This is a genomic window from Fructobacillus apis (assembly GCF_023893635.1).
Lineage (GTDB): Bacteria > Bacillota > Bacilli > Lactobacillales > Lactobacillaceae > Fructobacillus > Fructobacillus apis.
In genome coordinates, this window is the sequence record NZ_JAMWYK010000003.1 from 55,608 (window position 1) to 73,486 (window position 17,879).

Annotated in this window: 18 protein-coding genes; 1 reads left to right on the forward strand and 17 read right to left on the reverse strand. The window is 49.2% G+C overall.

Going from position 1 to position 17,879, the window contains the following annotated elements; genetic code table 11:
- Nucleotides 1-9 precede the first annotated feature (9 nt).
- The 17 genes from rpsP to NFX39_RS03840 form a co-directional block, all read right to left on the reverse strand.
- The gene (gene rpsP / locus NFX39_RS03760) at nt 10-477 is read right to left on the reverse strand and encodes a 30S ribosomal protein S16 (RefSeq protein WP_252443141.1); all 468 of its coding nucleotides are present in this window, start codon (nt 475-477) and stop codon (nt 10-12) included.
- Between the two features lie 121 nt (nt 478-598).
- Nucleotides 599-3,397, reverse strand: coding sequence for an isoleucine--tRNA ligase (gene ileS / locus NFX39_RS03765; protein WP_252443143.1), 2,799 nt, complete (start codon nt 3,395-3,397; stop codon nt 599-601).
- A gap of 259 nt (nt 3,398-3,656) precedes the next feature.
- Nucleotides 3,657-4,367, reverse strand: a complete 711-nt coding sequence (locus tag NFX39_RS03770; protein WP_252443145.1) for a DivIVA domain-containing protein — start codon at nt 4,365-4,367, stop codon at nt 3,657-3,659.
- Nucleotides 4,368-4,397: 30 nt separating this feature from the next.
- Nucleotides 4,398-5,192, reverse strand: coding sequence for a YlmH family RNA-binding protein (locus NFX39_RS03775; protein ID WP_252443147.1), 795 nt, complete (start codon nt 5,190-5,192; stop codon nt 4,398-4,400).
- Between the two features lie 3 nt (nt 5,193-5,195).
- Nucleotides 5,196-5,438 carry a YggT family protein gene (locus NFX39_RS03780; RefSeq protein WP_252443149.1) on the reverse strand — a complete coding sequence of 81 codons (243 nt, stop codon included), beginning with the start codon at nt 5,436-5,438 and terminating at the stop codon, nt 5,196-5,198.
- A 14-nt stretch (nt 5,439-5,452) separates the two neighbouring features.
- The gene (locus NFX39_RS03785; protein ID WP_252443151.1) at nt 5,453-5,893 is read right to left on the reverse strand and encodes a cell division protein SepF; all 441 of its coding nucleotides are present in this window, start codon (nt 5,891-5,893) and stop codon (nt 5,453-5,455) included.
- 14 nt (nt 5,894-5,907) lie between these two features.
- Nucleotides 5,908-7,185 carry a cell division protein FtsZ gene (gene ftsZ / locus NFX39_RS03790; protein WP_252443153.1) on the reverse strand — a complete coding sequence of 426 codons (1,278 nt, stop codon included), beginning with the start codon at nt 7,183-7,185 and terminating at the stop codon, nt 5,908-5,910.
- Between the two features lie 21 nt (nt 7,186-7,206).
- Complete coding sequence (gene ftsA / locus NFX39_RS03795; protein ID WP_252443155.1) at nt 7,207-8,553, reverse strand: cell division protein FtsA; 1,347 nt, start codon at nt 8,551-8,553, stop codon at nt 7,207-7,209.
- A gap of 110 nt (nt 8,554-8,663) precedes the next feature.
- The gene (locus NFX39_RS03800) at nt 8,664-9,368 is read right to left on the reverse strand and encodes a cell division protein FtsQ/DivIB (protein ID WP_252443157.1); all 705 of its coding nucleotides are present in this window, start codon (nt 9,366-9,368) and stop codon (nt 8,664-8,666) included.
- Between the two features lie 10 nt (nt 9,369-9,378).
- A complete protein-coding gene (gene murG, locus NFX39_RS03805; RefSeq protein WP_252443159.1) occupies nt 9,379-10,476 on the reverse strand; it encodes an undecaprenyldiphospho-muramoylpentapeptide beta-N-acetylglucosaminyltransferase in 1,098 nt (365 codons plus the stop codon).
- 3 nt (nt 10,477-10,479) lie between these two features.
- Nucleotides 10,480-11,841, reverse strand: a complete 1,362-nt coding sequence (gene murD / locus NFX39_RS03810) for a UDP-N-acetylmuramoyl-L-alanine--D-glutamate ligase (RefSeq protein ID WP_252443161.1) — start codon at nt 11,839-11,841, stop codon at nt 10,480-10,482.
- A 174-nt stretch (nt 11,842-12,015) separates the two neighbouring features.
- A complete protein-coding gene (gene mraY, locus NFX39_RS03815; RefSeq protein ID WP_252443163.1) occupies nt 12,016-12,969 on the reverse strand; it encodes a phospho-N-acetylmuramoyl-pentapeptide-transferase in 954 nt (317 codons plus the stop codon).
- A 3-nt stretch (nt 12,970-12,972) separates the two neighbouring features.
- The gene (locus tag NFX39_RS03820; protein WP_252443165.1) at nt 12,973-15,114 is read right to left on the reverse strand and encodes a penicillin-binding protein; all 2,142 of its coding nucleotides are present in this window, start codon (nt 15,112-15,114) and stop codon (nt 12,973-12,975) included.
- A gap of 1 nt (nt 15,115) precedes the next feature.
- Nucleotides 15,116-15,484, reverse strand: coding sequence for a cell division protein FtsL (locus NFX39_RS03825; protein WP_252443167.1), 369 nt, complete (start codon nt 15,482-15,484; stop codon nt 15,116-15,118).
- 79 nt (nt 15,485-15,563) lie between these two features.
- Nucleotides 15,564-16,511 (reverse strand): 16S rRNA (cytosine(1402)-N(4))-methyltransferase RsmH, encoded by a 948-nt coding sequence (rsmH, locus tag NFX39_RS03830; RefSeq protein ID WP_252443169.1) that lies wholly within the window; start codon nt 16,509-16,511, stop codon nt 15,564-15,566.
- A gap of 51 nt (nt 16,512-16,562) precedes the next feature.
- Nucleotides 16,563-16,994, reverse strand: a complete 432-nt coding sequence (gene mraZ, locus NFX39_RS03835; RefSeq protein ID WP_252443171.1) for a division/cell wall cluster transcriptional repressor MraZ — start codon at nt 16,992-16,994, stop codon at nt 16,563-16,565.
- Between the two features lie 166 nt (nt 16,995-17,160).
- A complete protein-coding gene (locus NFX39_RS03840) occupies nt 17,161-17,505 on the reverse strand; it encodes a hypothetical protein (RefSeq protein WP_252443173.1) in 345 nt (114 codons plus the stop codon).
- A 98-nt stretch (nt 17,506-17,603) separates the two neighbouring features.
- Here NFX39_RS03840 and NFX39_RS03845 point away from each other — a divergent pair, with 98 nt between their 5' ends.
- Complete coding sequence (locus tag NFX39_RS03845; protein ID WP_252443175.1) at nt 17,604-17,837, forward strand: DUF4044 domain-containing protein; 234 nt, start codon at nt 17,604-17,606, stop codon at nt 17,835-17,837.
- The last annotated feature ends 42 nt before the right edge of the window (nt 17,838-17,879 follow it).

Here is a 17,879-nt window from a genome sequence, read left to right on the forward strand (position 1 = left end):
AAGCTTAGATTAAACCAAGTCCAACAAGTCAGCCTTCTTAGCTGATGATGCGTACTTAGTACCTTGGGCGTCCAAGTAAGCCTTGATTTCAGCGACCGTGTTCTTAGTCGTTGGCTTTGAAGATGAATCAGCTGCTTCTTCCTTCTTAGCAGCTGGCTTAGCAGCAGCCTTCTTGGCTGGCTTTGAAGCCTTCTTAGCAGCAGGCTTCTTACCTGACTTCGTTTCAGCAAACTTAGCCATGATACCAGCGTTAGACAACAAGTTACGAACCGTGTCTGATGGTTGTGCACCATTGGCCAACCATGACATGATCTTTTCTTCGTCCAACTTTACTTCTTGTGGTTGTGCAACTGGGTTGTACGTACCAACAGTTTCGATAAAGCGACCATCACGTGGTGAACGTGAGTCAGCAATAACGACACGGTAGAAAGGACGCTTCTTAGCACCCATGCGCTTCAAACGAATCTTTACAGACATAATTAATTTCCTCCGAATTTCTTTACAAATATAGTATGCCAGAAGGCAAAAAGCATGTCAAGTGTTTTTACTTGACATGCTTTTTATTTTCGCTTAATTTCTGGTAAAAGTCCAGTTAATCTTACTTTTCAAAACCTTCTTCGACGGCTTCGGGGTAAAAGTCACGGACGATCTTGGCTTCGTAAGCGGCCAATTCAGGGAAGGCAGCATCGGCACCGAGGTCTTCGTGGTAGCGACGGTCACGTGGTGACAAACCACCGCGGGCCTTTTCGACAACCATGGCAATGTCGTCAAACTTGTCAGCGTCAGCTGGCGCTTCATCAGCAGAAGCAATCGTCAATTGAGAAACCATCAAAAGCAAACGCATGTCGACGTGCAAGTCGGACAACGTCTTTTCCTGGTCTTCGTTCAAATAGATTGTCATCGCTGCTTCGGCGTTCTTTCCGATCAAGTCGGCTGAACGGGCCCCTTCGATTGCCTTGTTGGCAGCCGAACGGATGGCCATGACCGTTTGCCACTTAGCCTTGATGTCTTCAGCTTCAGGGATATCCTTCACTTCAGGCATGTCTTGCAAGTAAGCAAACTTCGTTGAATCGTCTGGCAAGTATGACCAGATTTCTTCGGCCATGTGTGGCAAGACTGGCAAGATGAGCTTCGTCAAAGCCGTCACCGTTTCGTAGAAGACCGTTTGCATGGAGCGACGGAGTTCTGAGTTCGGCGCTTCGACGTAAACCACGTCCTTGGCGATATCCAAGTAGAAGGCGGACAAGTCCACGTTGATGAAGTTGATCAACTTGGAGTAAACGTCGTTGAAGCGGTAGTTGTCGTAGGCGTCTTCCATGCCGGCAACCAAGTCGTTCAAAAGGACGGTTGCGTACTGGTCGTGGGCGGAACGCTTTTCGAATGGTACGGCGTCCTTTGAATAGTCAAAGTCAGACGTGTTGGCCAACAAGAAACGCATCGTGTTACGAACCTTACGGTAAGAGTCCGCAACCTGCTTCAAGATTTCTTGCGATACCGGCATGTCTTGTGATGTGTCAACGGAAATCGTCCACAAACGGAGGATTTCAACACCGAGTTGGTCACCGACTTCAGCTGGTGAAATCGTGTTTCCAAGGGACTTGGACATCTTGTTTCCCTTACCATCCAAAGTGAATCCTTGGGAGAGCAAGTTCTTGTATGGTGCTTGACCCGTTACGGCAACGGATGTGATCAACGATGAGTTAAACCAACCACGGTATTGGTCAGAACCTTCGAGGTACAAATCGGCTGGGAAGTCCAACTGAGGACGCGTGCGAAGCACACCGTTCCATGAAGAACCGGAGTCGAACCAGACATCCATGATGTCTTCTTCCTTCTTGAAGATGCCGTTTGGTGAGTGTTCGTTCGTGTAGCCTTCTGGCAAGAGGTCCTTGGCATCCTTTTCAAACCAAATGTTTGAACCGTGCTTTTCGACCAATTGGGCCACGTGTTCGATGATGTCGGCATCCAAGATGGCTTCGCCGTCTTCGGCGTAGAAGATTGGAAGCGGAACACCCCAGACACGTTGACGGGAGATCACCCAGTCACCACGACCGGCAATCATGTTACCCAAACGCTTCTGACCCCAACCTGGGTAGAAGTTCACTTGGTCCAATTGGTCCAAGATGTCTTGGCGGAAGTTGTCGATTGATGCGAACCATTGTGGTACGGCACGCCAGATGATTGGCTTCTTCGTACGCCAGTCAAATGGATAGGAGTGCGTGATCTTTTCCTTGGCAAGGAAGAGACCGGCATCTTGCAACTTCGTGATGACCGTTCCGACAACGTCGTCGTAGAAGCGGCCTTCAAAGTCAGGACCGGCAGACTTCGTCATCATTCCCTTCTCATCAACCGTAACGGCGATTTCGAGGCCGTATTCCTTTGAGACGTTGTAATCGTCTTCTCCAAAACCAGGGGCCGTGTGGACCAAACCAGTTCCAGATTCAAGCGTGACGTGGTCCCCGACCATGACCAATTCCTGGGCGTCTTCGTCCCATGGGTGGTAGGCCGTGATCATTTCGAGTTCAGAACCCTTGTGTTCAGCGACGATTTCGTAGTCGTCCCAACCGAACTTAGGCGCGATGCTTTCGAGCAATTCCTTGGCAACGACGTACTTCTTTTCGGAACCAGCAGGCTTTACGACAGCGTAGTCGAAATCCGCACCGACCGTCACACCACGTGAAGCGGTCACCGTAAACGGCGTCGTCGTCCAAACAACAAGATAAGTGTCGTTGTCCAAGACACCCTTACCATCCTTCACTTGGTTGGCGTAGAAGAGTGACGTTGACTTCAAGTCGTGGTATTCGATTTCGGCTTCGGCCAAAGCAGATTCAGATGACCATGACCAGTAAACAGGCTTGGCACCCTTGAAGATGTAGCCCTTCTTGGCCATGTCACCGAAGACGCGCAATTGAGCGGCTTCGAATTCCGGTTGCAAGGTGATGTATGGGTGGTCCCAATCAGCTAAGACACCGAGGCGCTTGAAGTCCTTCTTTTGCTTAGCGACTTGTTCCAAGGCGAAGTCCTTGGCCAAGTTACGCCATTCGGCCTTTGGCATGGCCTTGCGGTCGTGTCCAGCCTTTGTCAGTTGTTGTTCAATTGGCAAGCCGTGCGTATCCCAACCTGGAACGTATGGGGCGTAGAAACCATTCATGTTCTTGAAACGAACGATGATATCCTTGGTAATCTTGTTCAAGGCGTGACCAAGGTGAATGTTTCCGTTGGCATATGGAGGGCCATCGTGCAAGTTAAAGTGTGGCTTTTGTTCGTTTTGAGCCAAACGTTGGCCGTAAAGGTCTTCTTCAAACCAAGCCGCTTCACGAACTGGTTCCGTTTTTGGCAAAGAGCCACGCATTGGAAAATCAGTTTTTCCTAAATTAAGGGTGTCTTTGTACTTCATCTTCTACTCCTAGTCTACTTAACAAAAAAGTCCTGCTTACCCAAAAGGGTAAACAGGACGAATGAACGTGGTACCACCTATTCTTCCACTGAAAAAAATCAGTGCTCGAAGAGACGATAACGGGTCAAACCGCACCAACCTACTGGATTCAGTCGATGTTTTTCAAAAGTGATATCGCAACTTGAATGGATTGACCACCTTTCACCGGACGTGGCTCGCTTTCAATGTTCAAGTGTTGACTTGTCTTTTGATGAATTACTTATTTCTTTTCTGAGTCAGGGAAGACAACAACCGTTGGGTCTTCTGGCTTTTCAGCTGATTCAGCGTCTTCTTGGTTGTCCTTCTTTTGGATTGGGCCCTTTGCAAAGTCGGGGACGGAATCCAAGTCCGTGGGCAAAGACGTCTTTTCACCGTCCTTGTCATCTGCAGGGGCTTCGTCCAAGACACCTTGTGACAATTCTGAGGCAGGCAAGGCTTCGACCGCTTCAGCCAACTTATCTTCTGACAAGAGGGCCTTTTGTTGGTCGATCAATTCGATGAATGATTCCTTGAATGAAACAACCTTTTCGCGCAAGCGGTTTTGTTCATCAATCAAGTCAACGTTTTCTTGAGCCAGGCGCTTTGATTCGGATTCAGCCTTGTTGCGGGCTTCGTCGACGATGTCCTTGGCTTCTTGATTTGCCTTTTCCAATTGCGCCTTCACTTCTTCTTCCGTTTCAGAACGGAGACGTGAAGCAGCGGATTGGGCGAACATGATTGATTCGTTCACTTGGTCCTTTTGGCCTTCCAATTCATTGATGCGTTCTTGTTGCTGACGTGATTGCTTTTGCAATTGTTCGAAATCGGCAATGAGTGAACGGTAATCGTTGTTCACTTCATCCAAGAATGAATCAACTTCGCGAGCAACGTACGCACGGGAACCCTTGCGAGTGAATTCGTGGTTCAAAATTTCATCAGGTGTTAATGCCATGTATTTGTCTTCCTTTCTCTTTCATTCTACTCAACGGTGAATGATTTGAAAAACTGCCTTTATTTTATCCCTTTTACTGTGTCCTGCCAAGCTTTGAAGGCTAATTCGTCCTTTTTTCCGGACAGAAATCACATCTTTGCTCCGAATAATTCGGTCTAATTGATTCGATGTGGCCCAGTTGACGGCGACAAAACCGCTCAAGACCAAGTCCTTTGCCTCTTGCCTGGAAAGATTAAAGGCGGTGGCGACAACGGTGTCTAATCGAAGCGAGGAAAGGAGGAGAAATTCTTCTTTTCCTTCCACTTCTTTGATTAAAGCGTCGTTGAACGAAACTTCGGTCCAGTCGGCGGTGACTTTGCCGATGGCATCGATTTGAGACAAAACGTAGGGCACTTGCCTTTTATCGATGGCGACTTGGGCAAGCCCTTTGTTTTCATCGGTGACGATGTCACCGAAAACGCTACGCTCCAAACCGGCCGACAAGAGTGCGCCCAAGAGGTCCTTATGTCTTAGCGTGACGAACTTTTTCGCGAAGGTCACCTGCAAAAGGACCATCTCGAAATCGTCTTTGCCGATTTCCATGAAGGCGGGCGCAATCACCAAACGCTTTTTCTCAGCGCGGTCAAAGCAGCCTTCTGCCTCTATTTTGATATCCGTTCGGTCACCCACGAGAAGCGACACGATGTGTGCTTCTCTCGGGTTCAAAAACGGCGTTAGGCAAAGCGTGTATTCTTGGCTCGCCTTCTCTATCCAGTCGAGTGCTTTTGCAACAAAGGGTTGTTCACTTTGGTCAAAGTGTTGACCGACTTTTGATAGTTCCACCATGGTTTAGGCCAACTGCATGAGGCCCATCGAAATGAGCTCTAATACCAAAAAGGCCGCCAAGGGGCGGAAGTCAAAGAGACCAAGTGGTTTGATGAAAGAAAAGAGATTCAAGTATGGTCGAATCAACTTTCCTAATTCGCGTCCAAACCACGTGTTATACAATCTTGGTACCCAAGACATCAAAACGAATGCCAACAGTGCGTATGAGTAGAACTCAATCACGTAAAGTAAAATTGTAATGAGCATGGGTTATCTATCCTTTAGTAGCGCGTTTGGTTGTCCAAGTTTTCGCTCATTGAACCGGCCACTTCGTATGCATCTGGCGTGAGCAAGAAAATCTTTTCACCGATGCGTTCCATGGATCCGTTCACGGCGTAAACTGCACCACCAATGTAGTCAAGGATACGACGAGCTGGGTCTTCTTCCAATTGGGAGAAGTTCACGATAACCGCATCACCTTCAATCACTTGAGAAGCAATGGCACGTGAGTCCGCGTATACCTTTGGTTCGAATAAGGCAATGCGTGAAGTAGCCGTCGTTTGTGGGCGAGCAGCTTCAGCCTTTTGCTTCTTCACAGCCGTCATTTGGTGAGGCTTTGAAGCAGCCTTTGGGGCTGGTTCATCTTGCACGTCTTCGTATTCTTCTTCTTCGTAGTAATCATCGTCCCCTGAAAAGAGGGTCTTAATCTTATCGAATGCCATGAGAAAACTCCTTCTTAGCGCTTCTTAAAGAAAGGTGGCTGATCGTCATCTTCCGTTGACAAGTCCAAATCAATGTTTTGGTTCATTGGTTCAACGGGATCAAAGGCTTGCTTTTGAACGCCGTCGAATTGTTCTTCGGGCTGTTCTTGCTTTGGTTCTTCCTTTGTCGTGATGTCCCAGTCAGCGAATGGGTCGTTCTTTGAAGAACCAGCGGCTGGTGCTGCTTCGCCTTCCGTACGTGAGAAGAGGCCAGCTTGTGAGTTGGCACCTTCCGTCTTTGGCGTTGCTTGTTCAACCTTTTCGGCAGCTTGGCGACGTGGGCCTTGCTTCTTGCCGTCTTGCAATCCAGTGGCGATAACCGTCACACGGATGGCGTCGTTCATGTCCATGTCAACGGAAGTTCCGAAGACAACGTTCACGTCACGACCAGCTTCTTGGTTAATCACATCAGCAGCAGACTGTGCTTCGAACACGGAGAGGTCTGCGCCACCCGTTACGTTCAAAAGCACTTCTGAAGCACCCGTCATATCAACTTCAAGCAATGGTGAAGAGATAGCGGAACGCGTAGCATCAACGGCACGTGATTCTCCAGTGGCCGTTCCAACACCCATGAGGGCTGGACCAGCATCTTCCATCACCGTCTTCACGTCAGCGAAGTCCAAGTTGATGAATCCTGGGTTGGTAATCAATTCTGAAATACCACGAACACCTTGGGCCACCACGTCGTCAACAACGCGGAAGGCTTCGATAATTGGCAACTTCAAGTCAATTTGGTCCTTCAAGCGTTCATTGGTAATGACAACCAATGAGTCCACTTGTTCAGACAAGGCTTGCAACCCTTCCGTTGCGTACTTTGAACGCTTTGGACCTTCCCATGCAAATGGGCGGGTTACAACGGCCACCGTCAAGGCACCCATGTCCTTGGCAATCTTGGCAACAACAGGAGCGGCACCGTTTCCAGTTCCACCACCCATTCCGGCCGTGATGATGACCATGTCGGCACCCTTCAAAGCGCCTTCGATTTCTTCAGTTGATTCTTCGGCAGCCTTGGCTCCTCGTTCTGGGTTTGAACCCGCTCCGAGTCCACCAGTCAACTTTGGTCCGATTTGAATCTTTTGCTTGGCTGCTGACTTATCAAGGGCTTGAACATCCGTGTTTGCCACGATGAAGTCCACTCCTTGGATGTCATCTTCAATCATGTGGTTAATAGCGTTTGATCCACCACCACCAACACCGATGACCTTAATTACCGCGCCGGTTGATGCCTGCGTTTCGTCGATTGTAAAGTCCATGAACATACTCCTTTGGAATGGTTAGTCTTCGTCGTTTGTTTCTGCAAATAATGAGGTCAAAGAAGTTTTCATCTTCTTAAAGAGCCCCTCGCGAGGTTCTTCTTCATCAATGTAAGCACCGTCATCAACTTCCGTTTCAATCAGGTTCTCACCCTTTTCAGGTTGGTGATACGTTTGTGCTTGTTCTTGCTTAAATTCTTTTAATTGCCCCATCAAAACGGCCTTCACCGTCTTTTGCAAATCAGATTGGAAAGCCTCGTAGGAAGCAAAGGCCAAGGCCCGTGCAAAAGATGGGTGGCGCAAACCAATTTGGTTTGGCCGGGCAATGTGAACGTTTTGGCCAAAGTGCTCTTGCGCCTTTGCCAAAAGTCCAGGAACAGCAGAGTTTCCACCGGTAATGATGTAGCCACCTGGCAAATCATCAGCACCGATTTCTTTCAGCTGTTGGTCTAGTCGATCAAAGATTTGATCGTAACGTGCTTCCATGATGGAAGCCAAGTACTTTTCGTCAACCGGCTTCTTTTCAGAAAGGCCAACGGCGTCAACGTAGAAGATTTGTTCTTCTGACGCCTGGGCTGAATCGGCTGAACCGTACTTAATCTTGACCGCTTCAGCTTCCTGGTTGGCGATACCCAAGACCGTGGAAATATCCTTGGTCACGTTCCCGCCACCTTCGTAGTCGACCGTCATGTACTTGACCTTGTGGTCGTGGATGACAGAAGCAGTCGATTGGCCACCAGCAAGGTCAATTAAGATGGCACCGAAGTCTTGCTCGGCATCGGATAAGAAGGCCGGTGCCAAAGCCATTGGTGCCAAGTTCATTGACTGGATAGTCAAGCCTGCCTTTTTAACGGCCGTCTTAATTCCAGAAACCACCTTGTTAGGGGCGAGATAAGCCAATCCTTGAACTTCGAGGCGAACACCAATCATATCGGTTGGGTCCTTAATGCCGTCGAAGCCGTCAACGATGAACTGGGAAGGCAGGAACTCAACCGGCGTTTGATCCGCCAGTGAAAGGGAGTTCAAAGCCTGGTTCGTTACGTTGATCACGTCTTGACCAGTGATTTGTTTGTTTTGATTTTCAATGGAAACCAAACCAGAGATTTTTTGAATGTTCACCTGGTTGGCTGGTAATCCAACAACGACTTCGTTGATTGGAAGGTTCGCCTTTGCGGATGCCTTTGAAACAGCCTCCGAAATGGCAGCTGCGGTCTGGTTGATATCAACAATCACGCCACGCTTTAAACCAGCTCCTGCGGCAGAGCCCGTTGCAATGACGTTGAATCGGCCATCGTTATTTTGTGCCACAACCACTTTGACCATGGTTGTGCCGATATCTAATCCAACTATCACGCCTTTTTGGGTCATGCACTTGTCCCCTTTAAAAATAAAATTTTTGAAACTAAACCTAAAGATAATCTTAACATATTGAAAGCCTGTCCGGTAGGATTCCAATGGAATTAATTCTAAAAAATACGCTATTTGTTTCCATACGCATATGAATAGGAACCAATCTGCAAATCAACGACTCCGGGCTTGTCCATGGCCTGAGCAATTCCGGCGTAATACTTCATCTTATTGGCCATGGTTTTCTGGCTTGCATAAACTGTGTTGCCGTCGTTCATGACCAAAATAATTTTCTCGTCGTTGTTCTCATCCGGCGCAAATTTCACTTCCCCGATGTCTTGGCGAATCATTTGGTCCAAGGAAGAAATGGCCTTCGCCACCTTTTGAACTTGATTCCTTGATTTGAAACCGGAATAAACAGGGCCTCGTCCGTCCGGTTCGTTAACCGGCTGACGGTTTCCGTTAGAATCGAGCTGGTACCAGCGATCTTTTTCCCGGATGAATCCGGCGTTGATTTTTTCGGCCACCGTCACGGTTAAGGTGTCACCTGACAACTGGGTAGAAACGCGGGAAACCTTCCCGTTTTGATGTTTCACTCGGTTGGCCAAAAACCGTCCCTGAAGGAAGGCTTGGTATCGATAAGACCCCGTTTTGATTCCCATCTGTTCTTCGATGGTTTCGGTCGGGATGTTACCGGAGTCAACGTTAATGTGTTGGATCTTTCCCCAGGGTTGCCAGATAAAAAGCAGCAAGGCGAGCACAGCAAAAAAAGCCAGGGCCCACCAGGCGCTGGTCAACGGACTTCTTTCTTCCATTGTGCTGTACTCTTCTTGCACGTGTTACTCCTCATTTGATGACGGACTTCAACAAGTTGTAGAAACGGTCACCGGCGTCTTGGATTCCAACCTTCTTTGATTGCCCTTCCATGACGGCTGCTTGTTCGTCTGACAAAAGCAAGGCATCAGCGGCCTTTACTAAGGACGCCCCATCCAAATCGGGTTCCTTGATGGAAAGTGCGGCACCGGCTTGAACCAATGACTGGGCGTTCTTCGTTTGGTGATCACCCGTAACGAAAGGAGATGGCACCAAGATAGCTGGCAAACCAAGGGCAGTCAGTTCGGCGATTGACGTGGCCCCTGCGCGGGATACCAGAACGGATGCTTTTTGCATCACGGCTGGCATGTTGTCGATGTATGGCAACACCTTGATGTGGTCGCCGAGTGACTTACCCTGTTCGTCCAACAACTTCATGAAGTTATCGATGCGCTTTGGTCCAGCGACAAGCACGACTTGGTAGTCGCGGTCATTAAATGCCGGAATGGCTTCGAGCGTTGCCAAGTTGATGGCTGGGGCTCCTTGCGAACCACCAAAGATGAGCAAGGTCTTCTTGTCATCGGACAAACCGTAGGTCGTCCATGAGAAGTCAGAAGACATCTTGGCCACTTCTTGGGCACGTGGGTTTCCAATCATTTCAACCTTGTCTTCGGGGAAGAAGGAACGCGCGTTTTCAAAGGCGATACCAATCTTCGTGGCGCCCTTAGCGAGGAACTTGTTCGTAATTCCAGCAACGGAGTTTTGTTCGTGGATAACCGTTGGAATGCCCATCTTTTGGGCGGCGTACAAAACGGCTCCAGAAACGTAACCACCGGTACCAACCACAACGTCGGGTTGGAAGTCGGCAATCATCTTCTTGGCTTCCTTCACGGCCTTCAAGAACAACCAAACGGTCTTGAAGTTGGTCGTTGAAAGTGAGCGTGAGAAACCTTGAACAGCGAGTTGCTTGAACGGCATCCCCGTCTTTGGCACGATGTTCTTTTCAACACCACGGAAGGAACCGATGTACAAGAATTCGGTTTCCGGTTCCTTTTCTTTAATGACGTCGGCCAAGGCCAACGCTGGGTAGATGTGTCCACCCGTTCCACCACCAGATAAGATAACCTTCATGATTTAATCCTTCTTTCCTAAAGCTTTTTTCAAAGCAGCGACGTACTTGTCACCGCGAATTTCAAAGTTGGGGTACTGGTCCCAGGAAGCGGCAGCTGGTGAGAGCAAGACCACTTGTCCTGGCTTGGCCATGTTAACAGCGATTGGTGCGGCCTCTTCACAGTTCTTCACCGTTTGAACGGGCACGCCAGCTTCCTTTGCCATCGCCACAACCTTGTCGGTCGTTTCCCCGAAGGCAATGACCTGGATGACGTTTTTCAAGTCCGGAACCAAACGGTTCAAATCATCCCCACGGTCCAATCCACCGGCAAGCAAAATCGTTGGTTGCTTGAACGCGGACAAGGCGGCTTGCGTCGCTTCGATGTCCGTCGCCTTCGAGTCGTTGTAGTAAATCACGCCGTCTTCTTTGAACAAGAATTCAAGGCGGTGCTTCACTCCGGCGAAGGTCGTCAAGACGGCCTTCATGGCTTCAGGAGCACAGCCGGCAACGGTTGCGGCGGCAGTGGCAGCCAAGACGTTTTCCAAGTTTGGTCGTCCGACCAACTTCACGTCGTCAAAGGGCATGAGCACGTCGCCGTTCAACACGATGTTACCATCTTCGTCTTCGTGGGCGTATGCCTTTTGGTCTTCGGGTGAAAAAGTCAAAACCGACCCATCCGACAGCTTTGCAATGGCCGGCGTGTCTGGTCCGTTACCGTTCAAGATCAAGGTCTGGCCGGCCTTTTGACCGAGAGCCACACGTTCCTTTGCAGCCAGATAGTTGTCACGGTTTTGGTGGAAGTCCAAATGGTTAGCAAAGACGTTGGTAATGACAGCAATGTCAGCGGCGATTTTTGGAATACCAACCAACTGGAAGGAAGACAGCTCGAGGACGAGCGTGTCTTTTGCGGTCATATCCGAGACAACCTGACAAACCGGTGTTCCGATGTTTCCAGCAATCACGACGCGGCCCTGCTTGTCATCGTGTTGGAGCATGTGACCGAGCAAGGTGGTCGTCGTGGTCTTTCCGTTTGAACCAGTAACGATGATCAAACGTCCTTCAAAGGTGGAAAGGGCAACGGCCACTTCCGTCAAAACGGGAAGCCCGAGTGACATGGCCTTTTCGATGATGGGGTGCGTGTAGGCAATCCCGGGGTTCTTAACCAACACGTCGGTGTCGGCGTCGAGCGCATCGCCCTTGTCGTTATCGATAAAGTTCACGCCAGCTTGTTTGAAGTCCAAAACTTCAGCGTCTTCTTCAATCGCATCACGGTTGGCAACCGTCACGTGCGCACCCAATTCTAACAGTCGCTTCGTTGCGGCCTTTCCAGACTTCGCCCATCCAAGAACCAAGACTTTTTTATCTTTAAAATCCAAATCCGTCATGAACATTCCCCTTATTTTTATCTATGTACGGTGGTCGCCCACCTTTTTTCAGTGAGGCCACCTTTTACGTCAGCACGCGCTAAAGCGTCCTCACCTCTCGGTGTTCCCCACCTTAAAAATGTAACCTTTCTTTGCCACCAACAGGTAACAAGAAATTTACAATCGAATAACTTTTTAAAAGAGCATTAAAGCCAATACGGCGGTAATCAAACCAACCGTCCAGAAGGCGATGTCGATTTGCCACTCGGTCCAACCAAACTTTTCAAAAGAGTGGTGAATTGGTGCCATTGGGAAGACACGCTTCTTGAAATAGTGGTATGAAATCGTCTGGATAATCACAGACAAGGTTTCAATCACGAAGATCAAACCAATGAGCAAGAGTGAGAACACTGCGTGTAATTGAATGGATTCAACGGCAAGTCCAGCACCCAGTGCAAGTGATCCCGTGTCACCCATGAAAATCTTGGCCTTCGGCTTGTTGAAGCAGAGGAAGCCAACGAGTGAGCCAAACAACACGAAGTTGAAGACCACGATGGCTGTGTCGCCTGAACGCATGGCCAAGATGGTGTAGGCACCGTAGGCAATCAAGGCAAGCCCCGTTAACAAACCGTCCAACCCATCCGTCAAGTTCGTGGCGTTGGACCAACCAACAAACCAGAACCAGAGGAAGACGATGAAGAACCAACCCAAGTGGAGGTAACCAAAGAATGGCACGTCAATGCCCATTGGGATGTTTGTCAAGAAGAGCAAGACCATCACCACAACGGCTGAGATTGTTTGAGCCAACAACTTAGGCTTGAAAGCAAAGCCGTCGTCTGCGTGGTTCACCAGCTTCAAAATGTCATCGATCGCACCGATGACACCGTAGGAACCAAAGCCAACGAGCAAGGCCAAAGTCACCATGAATTCGTGGCTGGACTTGTACGTGCTTGGCAAAAGCAAAACAACCAAGATGGTCACGAGTCCGAAGACCGCCCCACCGATGGAAGGCGTTCCCGCCTTTTTTTGGTGATCAGGTCCAAGGACACGAATCACAGCCTGTTCCTTACTTTGCTTTAATTTTTTAATGACCGTTGGCATCACGACGACGGTCAAAACCATCCCGAGTAAAAATTCTAATAACAACATGCTTTATTCCTTCTCTTTAAATGTGACCGACATCTTCTTGTGTCCGATGGTTTGCGAACCACCCTTGACCGACTGCTTTTCAGCGTAGCCGGAGCCGGATAATTCCATTTTAACACCCGTTAGGTAAACCCAACCGAGGACTTCGTTCTTTGTCCAACCGGTGAAATCAGGCACCTTCACCGTGCCCTTTGCCGTAAGCAGCACGAGCTGTCCCTTCACGACCGTCTGACCACCCTTCAAGGACTGGGCGGAAACCTTACCAGAAGAACCGATTGTGGAAACACGCATGCCGGCATCCGTCATGGCTTTTTCCGCGTCTTCAATGGACTTGCCGCGGACGTCTGGGAGTTGCACGGTCTTGGTCTGTGACTTCACCGGCGCGTCCTGGTCGTTCAATGCTTGAAGCATCACGGGACGGAAGACCTTGTTCAAAGAAATCTGAATGTTGGCATCCGGCCACTTCTTTGGTTGGCGAACCGCGATGTACATGATGTAGCGTGGGTTATCACCCGGCACCATGGCCATCACGGAGTGAATGGCGTTATTCAAACCTTCCAGGTACTTTCCCTTCTCGGCAATCTGAGCCGTTCCGGTCTTCGCTGCAACCTGGTAGCCAACATCTTCCATGGAGTAGGCCTTGGCTGTTCCATCGTCCGCGTTTACGACACCTTCCATACTCTTCAGCACTTCACTGGCAGTCGCTTCGGAGACAGGCTTTCCAACCTTCTCCGTCTTTGTCGTGGAGATTGTCTTACCCGTCGTTGGGTCGGAAACCTTTGAAACGAGGTAAGGCTTAATCATTTGTCCCTTGTTGGCAAAGGCGGAGTATCCTTGCAGCAACTGGGCCGGCGTCACACGAATGGCCTGACCATAAGACGTGTTGGCCTGGTCAATTGGCTGGTCGAATGACATGGAGCCGGACTGCTCGTTTGGCAGTTCAATCCCCGTCTTCTTCAAGAAGTGGAACTTCTCGAGGTAAGACTTCCAAGTCTTTGCACCAAGCGCCTGTTCCGTCTTGGCGAAACCAACGTTAGAGGAGCGTTCGAAGGCCTGGCGGTAAGTCAAAACCCCTTCGTTTTGGCCGAAGGAATCGACAACCTTTTGGCCGTTAATGTCAAGCGTTCCGGACTTGTAAGTGTTGTCCGGGTGCCACTTCTTTTCTTGAATGGCGGAGGCCAAGGTGAAGGTCTTCATGGTTGAACCCGGCTCGAAGGCCGCTTGGTTCAACTGGTTTTCCCAGGCGTCGGACAAACCATCCTGCGTGTTCGGATCGAAGTTTGGTCGCTGCGTGGCGGCCACAATCTTTCCGGTCTTTGCTTCCATGACGTAGGCCGCCGCAGACTTTGCTTCCGTACCGGCGAACAAGACGTCCATCCGGTTTTCGAGAGTCGCCTGCAACTTGTCATCGATTGTCAGCGTCAGGTTAGCCCCATTCTTTACCTGGTTCTTCTTGGCGTCTTCCACCTCGGAACCAAGACTGGTCGTCAGACCATCCTTTCCGCGGAGGGCCGTGTTCTTGAAGGCTTCAATCCCAAGGACACCGTTTAGCGTCTTTTGACCAACGTTGTTGGCGATGGAATTGGTCAACCCAATCAAGTGGGAGGCCATCCGGTTGTTTGGATAGTAGCGGGCGGGTTGCGCCGTGAACTTAATCCCCGTTAGTTTCAGTTCCTTGATTTTGTTGTACTGGTCAACCGAGAGGTTTTTGGCCTTGGTTCCAAGCTCCACTTGCATCCGGTCGGATGACAGTTGCTTGTAGAGGTCGTCTTGGTCAGCGTCTAAGATTGGCGCTAACGCTTCTGCCGTTTTCTTCGGATCAGTTACGTAATCGGGCTTTCCCTTAATCTTTTGCTTCTTGTCCAAAACGGCGTACATGTCATACACCGTTGAGTTATCGGCTAGAACAGAGCCGGTTGAAGAAAGGATTTGACCACGGGTTGCGGGCACCGTCGACTTCTGCATAAAAGTCAGACGCGTGGCAGCCGACAGGTCATGGGCGTTAACCGTTTTTACGCCGGCAATTTGAAAAAGACGACCACCCATAACCATGATAATAACCGTGGAAAAAAGGCCTAGGAGGAGACCAAACTTCTTCGCATTACCAGTGATTTTCTTACTGAGTTGTCGTCTTTTAGTTTGTTTCATTTTATTGATTTACGTTGCGAACGTTCGTCGTACTTTGTTCCATGTTGGACGACTTCGCCACTTTTTCCAAGTTGTCTTTGTTAATCTTTGCCTGAATATCACCACGGTAGGAATCGTTTTCTTCCTTTACCTTGCCAATCTTTTGGCTGACTGCTTGGTTACGAGCGTCGACTCGCTGCATGGAAACCGTTGTCCAAACAGTGGCGACCATCATGAAGAGAACCGTGACCGCCATCACCACGACCAAGGACCGTTCTTGCTTTGTCCAGACCGCCGGTTCATAGCGTTTCTTAACTTTAACTTTTCTTCTGGCGGGTTGCTTTGGTAAAGCGGTCGCCGAGTTCTGGTAGCGGTACGCGTTTTGTGCCATGATTCTCTCCTTTACTTAATTTCTGAATCTGATGTGCCCCACTCGTTGGGGCGGTGCTGCTTAATTGAAAACGTCGAATTTATGAGAGACGGATTCGCTCAATCCCGCGAAGTTGCGCGGAAGAAGAACGATGGTTTTCTTCTTGTTCTTCCTCGGAAGGCTTAATGGCCTTTCGAGTTAAGAGCTTGTAGTCGGGTGCCATTTCATCAGGCATCACCGGCAATCCCCGAGGAAGTTCGGGCTCAGCAGTCTTTTCCTTAAACATCTGCTTGATCAAGCGATCTTCTTGGGACTGGAAGGAAATGGCCGAAATACGACCACCTTCATCCAAAAGTCCCAAAGCCTGACCGAGCGAATCTTCCAATGCACCGAGCTCGTCGTTAACCGCGACGCGCAATGCTTGGAAGGAACGCTTGGCTGGGTGACCGCCCTTGCGTCTTGCAGGTGCCGGAATGGCTTCCTTAATCACTTCGACAAGATCGAAGGTCGTTTCGATTGGTGCCACCTCACGGTGCTGTTCAATCTTACGAGCGATGGCCTTACCGAAGCGATCTTCACCGTAGCGGGTCAAGACGCGCACGAGGTCATTGAAAGGCCAGTCGTTCACGATGGTCTTGGCAGTCAATTCCTGGCGGCGGTCCATCCGCATGTCCAAGGGAGCGGCGTGGTTATATGAAAAACCGCGATCCCCTTGGTCGAATTGAACGGATGAGACACCGAGGTCGTACAAGACACCGTCGACATGGTCGACACCCTGTGCGGCGAGGCTCTCCTTCAACGTACGGAAGTTGTTGAAAATCAAGACCAACTTGCCGGCAGCGATTTCGTCCTTGTACTGTTCCTTGTTATAGGAAATGGCCGTTTCGTCCTGGTCGAATGAATAAAGCGTTCCAGTGGTCAAACGAGACAAAATGACGCCCGTGTGACCACCACCACCAAGGGTGGCGTCAACGTAGATACCATCTTCTTTTACGTTTAGTAAGTCAACGGCTTCTTTTTGGAGGACCGTCACGTGTTCAAATGTCATTTTGATTCCCCCTTTCTGCTTTTTCATTATCAACCGGATGCCTAGGCGACGTTAAAAGTCAAAATCGACCAAGCCTTCTGCGATGTCGTCAAAGTTCTCCGCAGTTTCTTCCGTGTAAGCCTGCCAGTTTTCAGCTGACCAGATTTCAAAGGAGTCGCCGACACCAGTGACGACAACTTCCTTCTCCAACTGAGCGTGTTCCTTCAAATTGGAGGCAATAATCACACGGCCTTGCTTATCGAACTCGGCTTGCATGGAGCCAGCCATAACGAAACGCTTAAAAGCCCGGGCGTCTTTCTTCCCGATCGGTAAGTTATTTAAGTGCTCTTCGAGCTTATTCCAAACGTCGATTGGCATCGCACGCAAGGAATGTTCCATCCACTTCGCAATCACGAAGGTTTCCCCAAGTTGATTGCGGAATTTCGCAGGAATTGTGAGCCGGCCCTTTGGGTCGAGGTTGTGTGATGACTCTCCCATGAACATAATTTGGCCCACTCCTCCTTTCTGTGGATTACTTACTAATAACTTACCACAATCCCCCACTTTCCACCACTTTTTATCCACATTTTTTTAAAAATTGTTAAAGAAAAAGGGCTAAACGCTGATTTATCAGCATTTAGCCCTGGTGGTGAATTTTTCCAATTTTTACCTATTTTGAGAAGAAAAGTGCCAAAAGAATGGTGAATGCGGTAAAACCGATGGTAATCAGCCCACTTATTCGCCAAAAACGGTGGATAAAGTCGGTAATTTTCAAGCCATTTCGATCCAACGTCAAAAATGACCAGATTCCACCCCAAACCAAAAGCACTGCGATCAAGAGTAGCACGTCGGAACGGTAAAAAGCCGCTCCTTCAATTTCGTTCAAGAAAAACCACGTTGGCAGCGTGGCCAGGTCCATGAACGATAGCGCCGGAAAGGCGCGGTACAAAAAACGCCAGATCATTATAAATAACAGTACGGCAAGCCAGATGGCTGCCCAAAAATACCAAACCATGTTTGTCACCTCGTAATAACTCTACCAAGACCGCTTTGAAATTTCAATTTAAGGAATTCCTGTGATAAAATGGCTCTAGAACAACTAGGAGAGCGATGATGAAAAAGAAGCAGATTAAAGAGGCACAACAAAGCGCCCAAACCAATACGAACGCCAATGTCGACCAAATCTTGGAAGACGAAGTAAACCGTCAATTGGACAAGAAGCCCATGCCTAAGTTTGAAAAGAAGAAGAAGACCAAGTACCAAAAGTGGACTTTGGGAATGTCCATCTTCATGGTGATCGTGATGGCTGGTTCCGTCATCTACGCCGCAATCTCAGCCATCGCTTAATCAAAAGAAAACCAGAGTCGAAAGCCCTCGCTTTTGACTTTT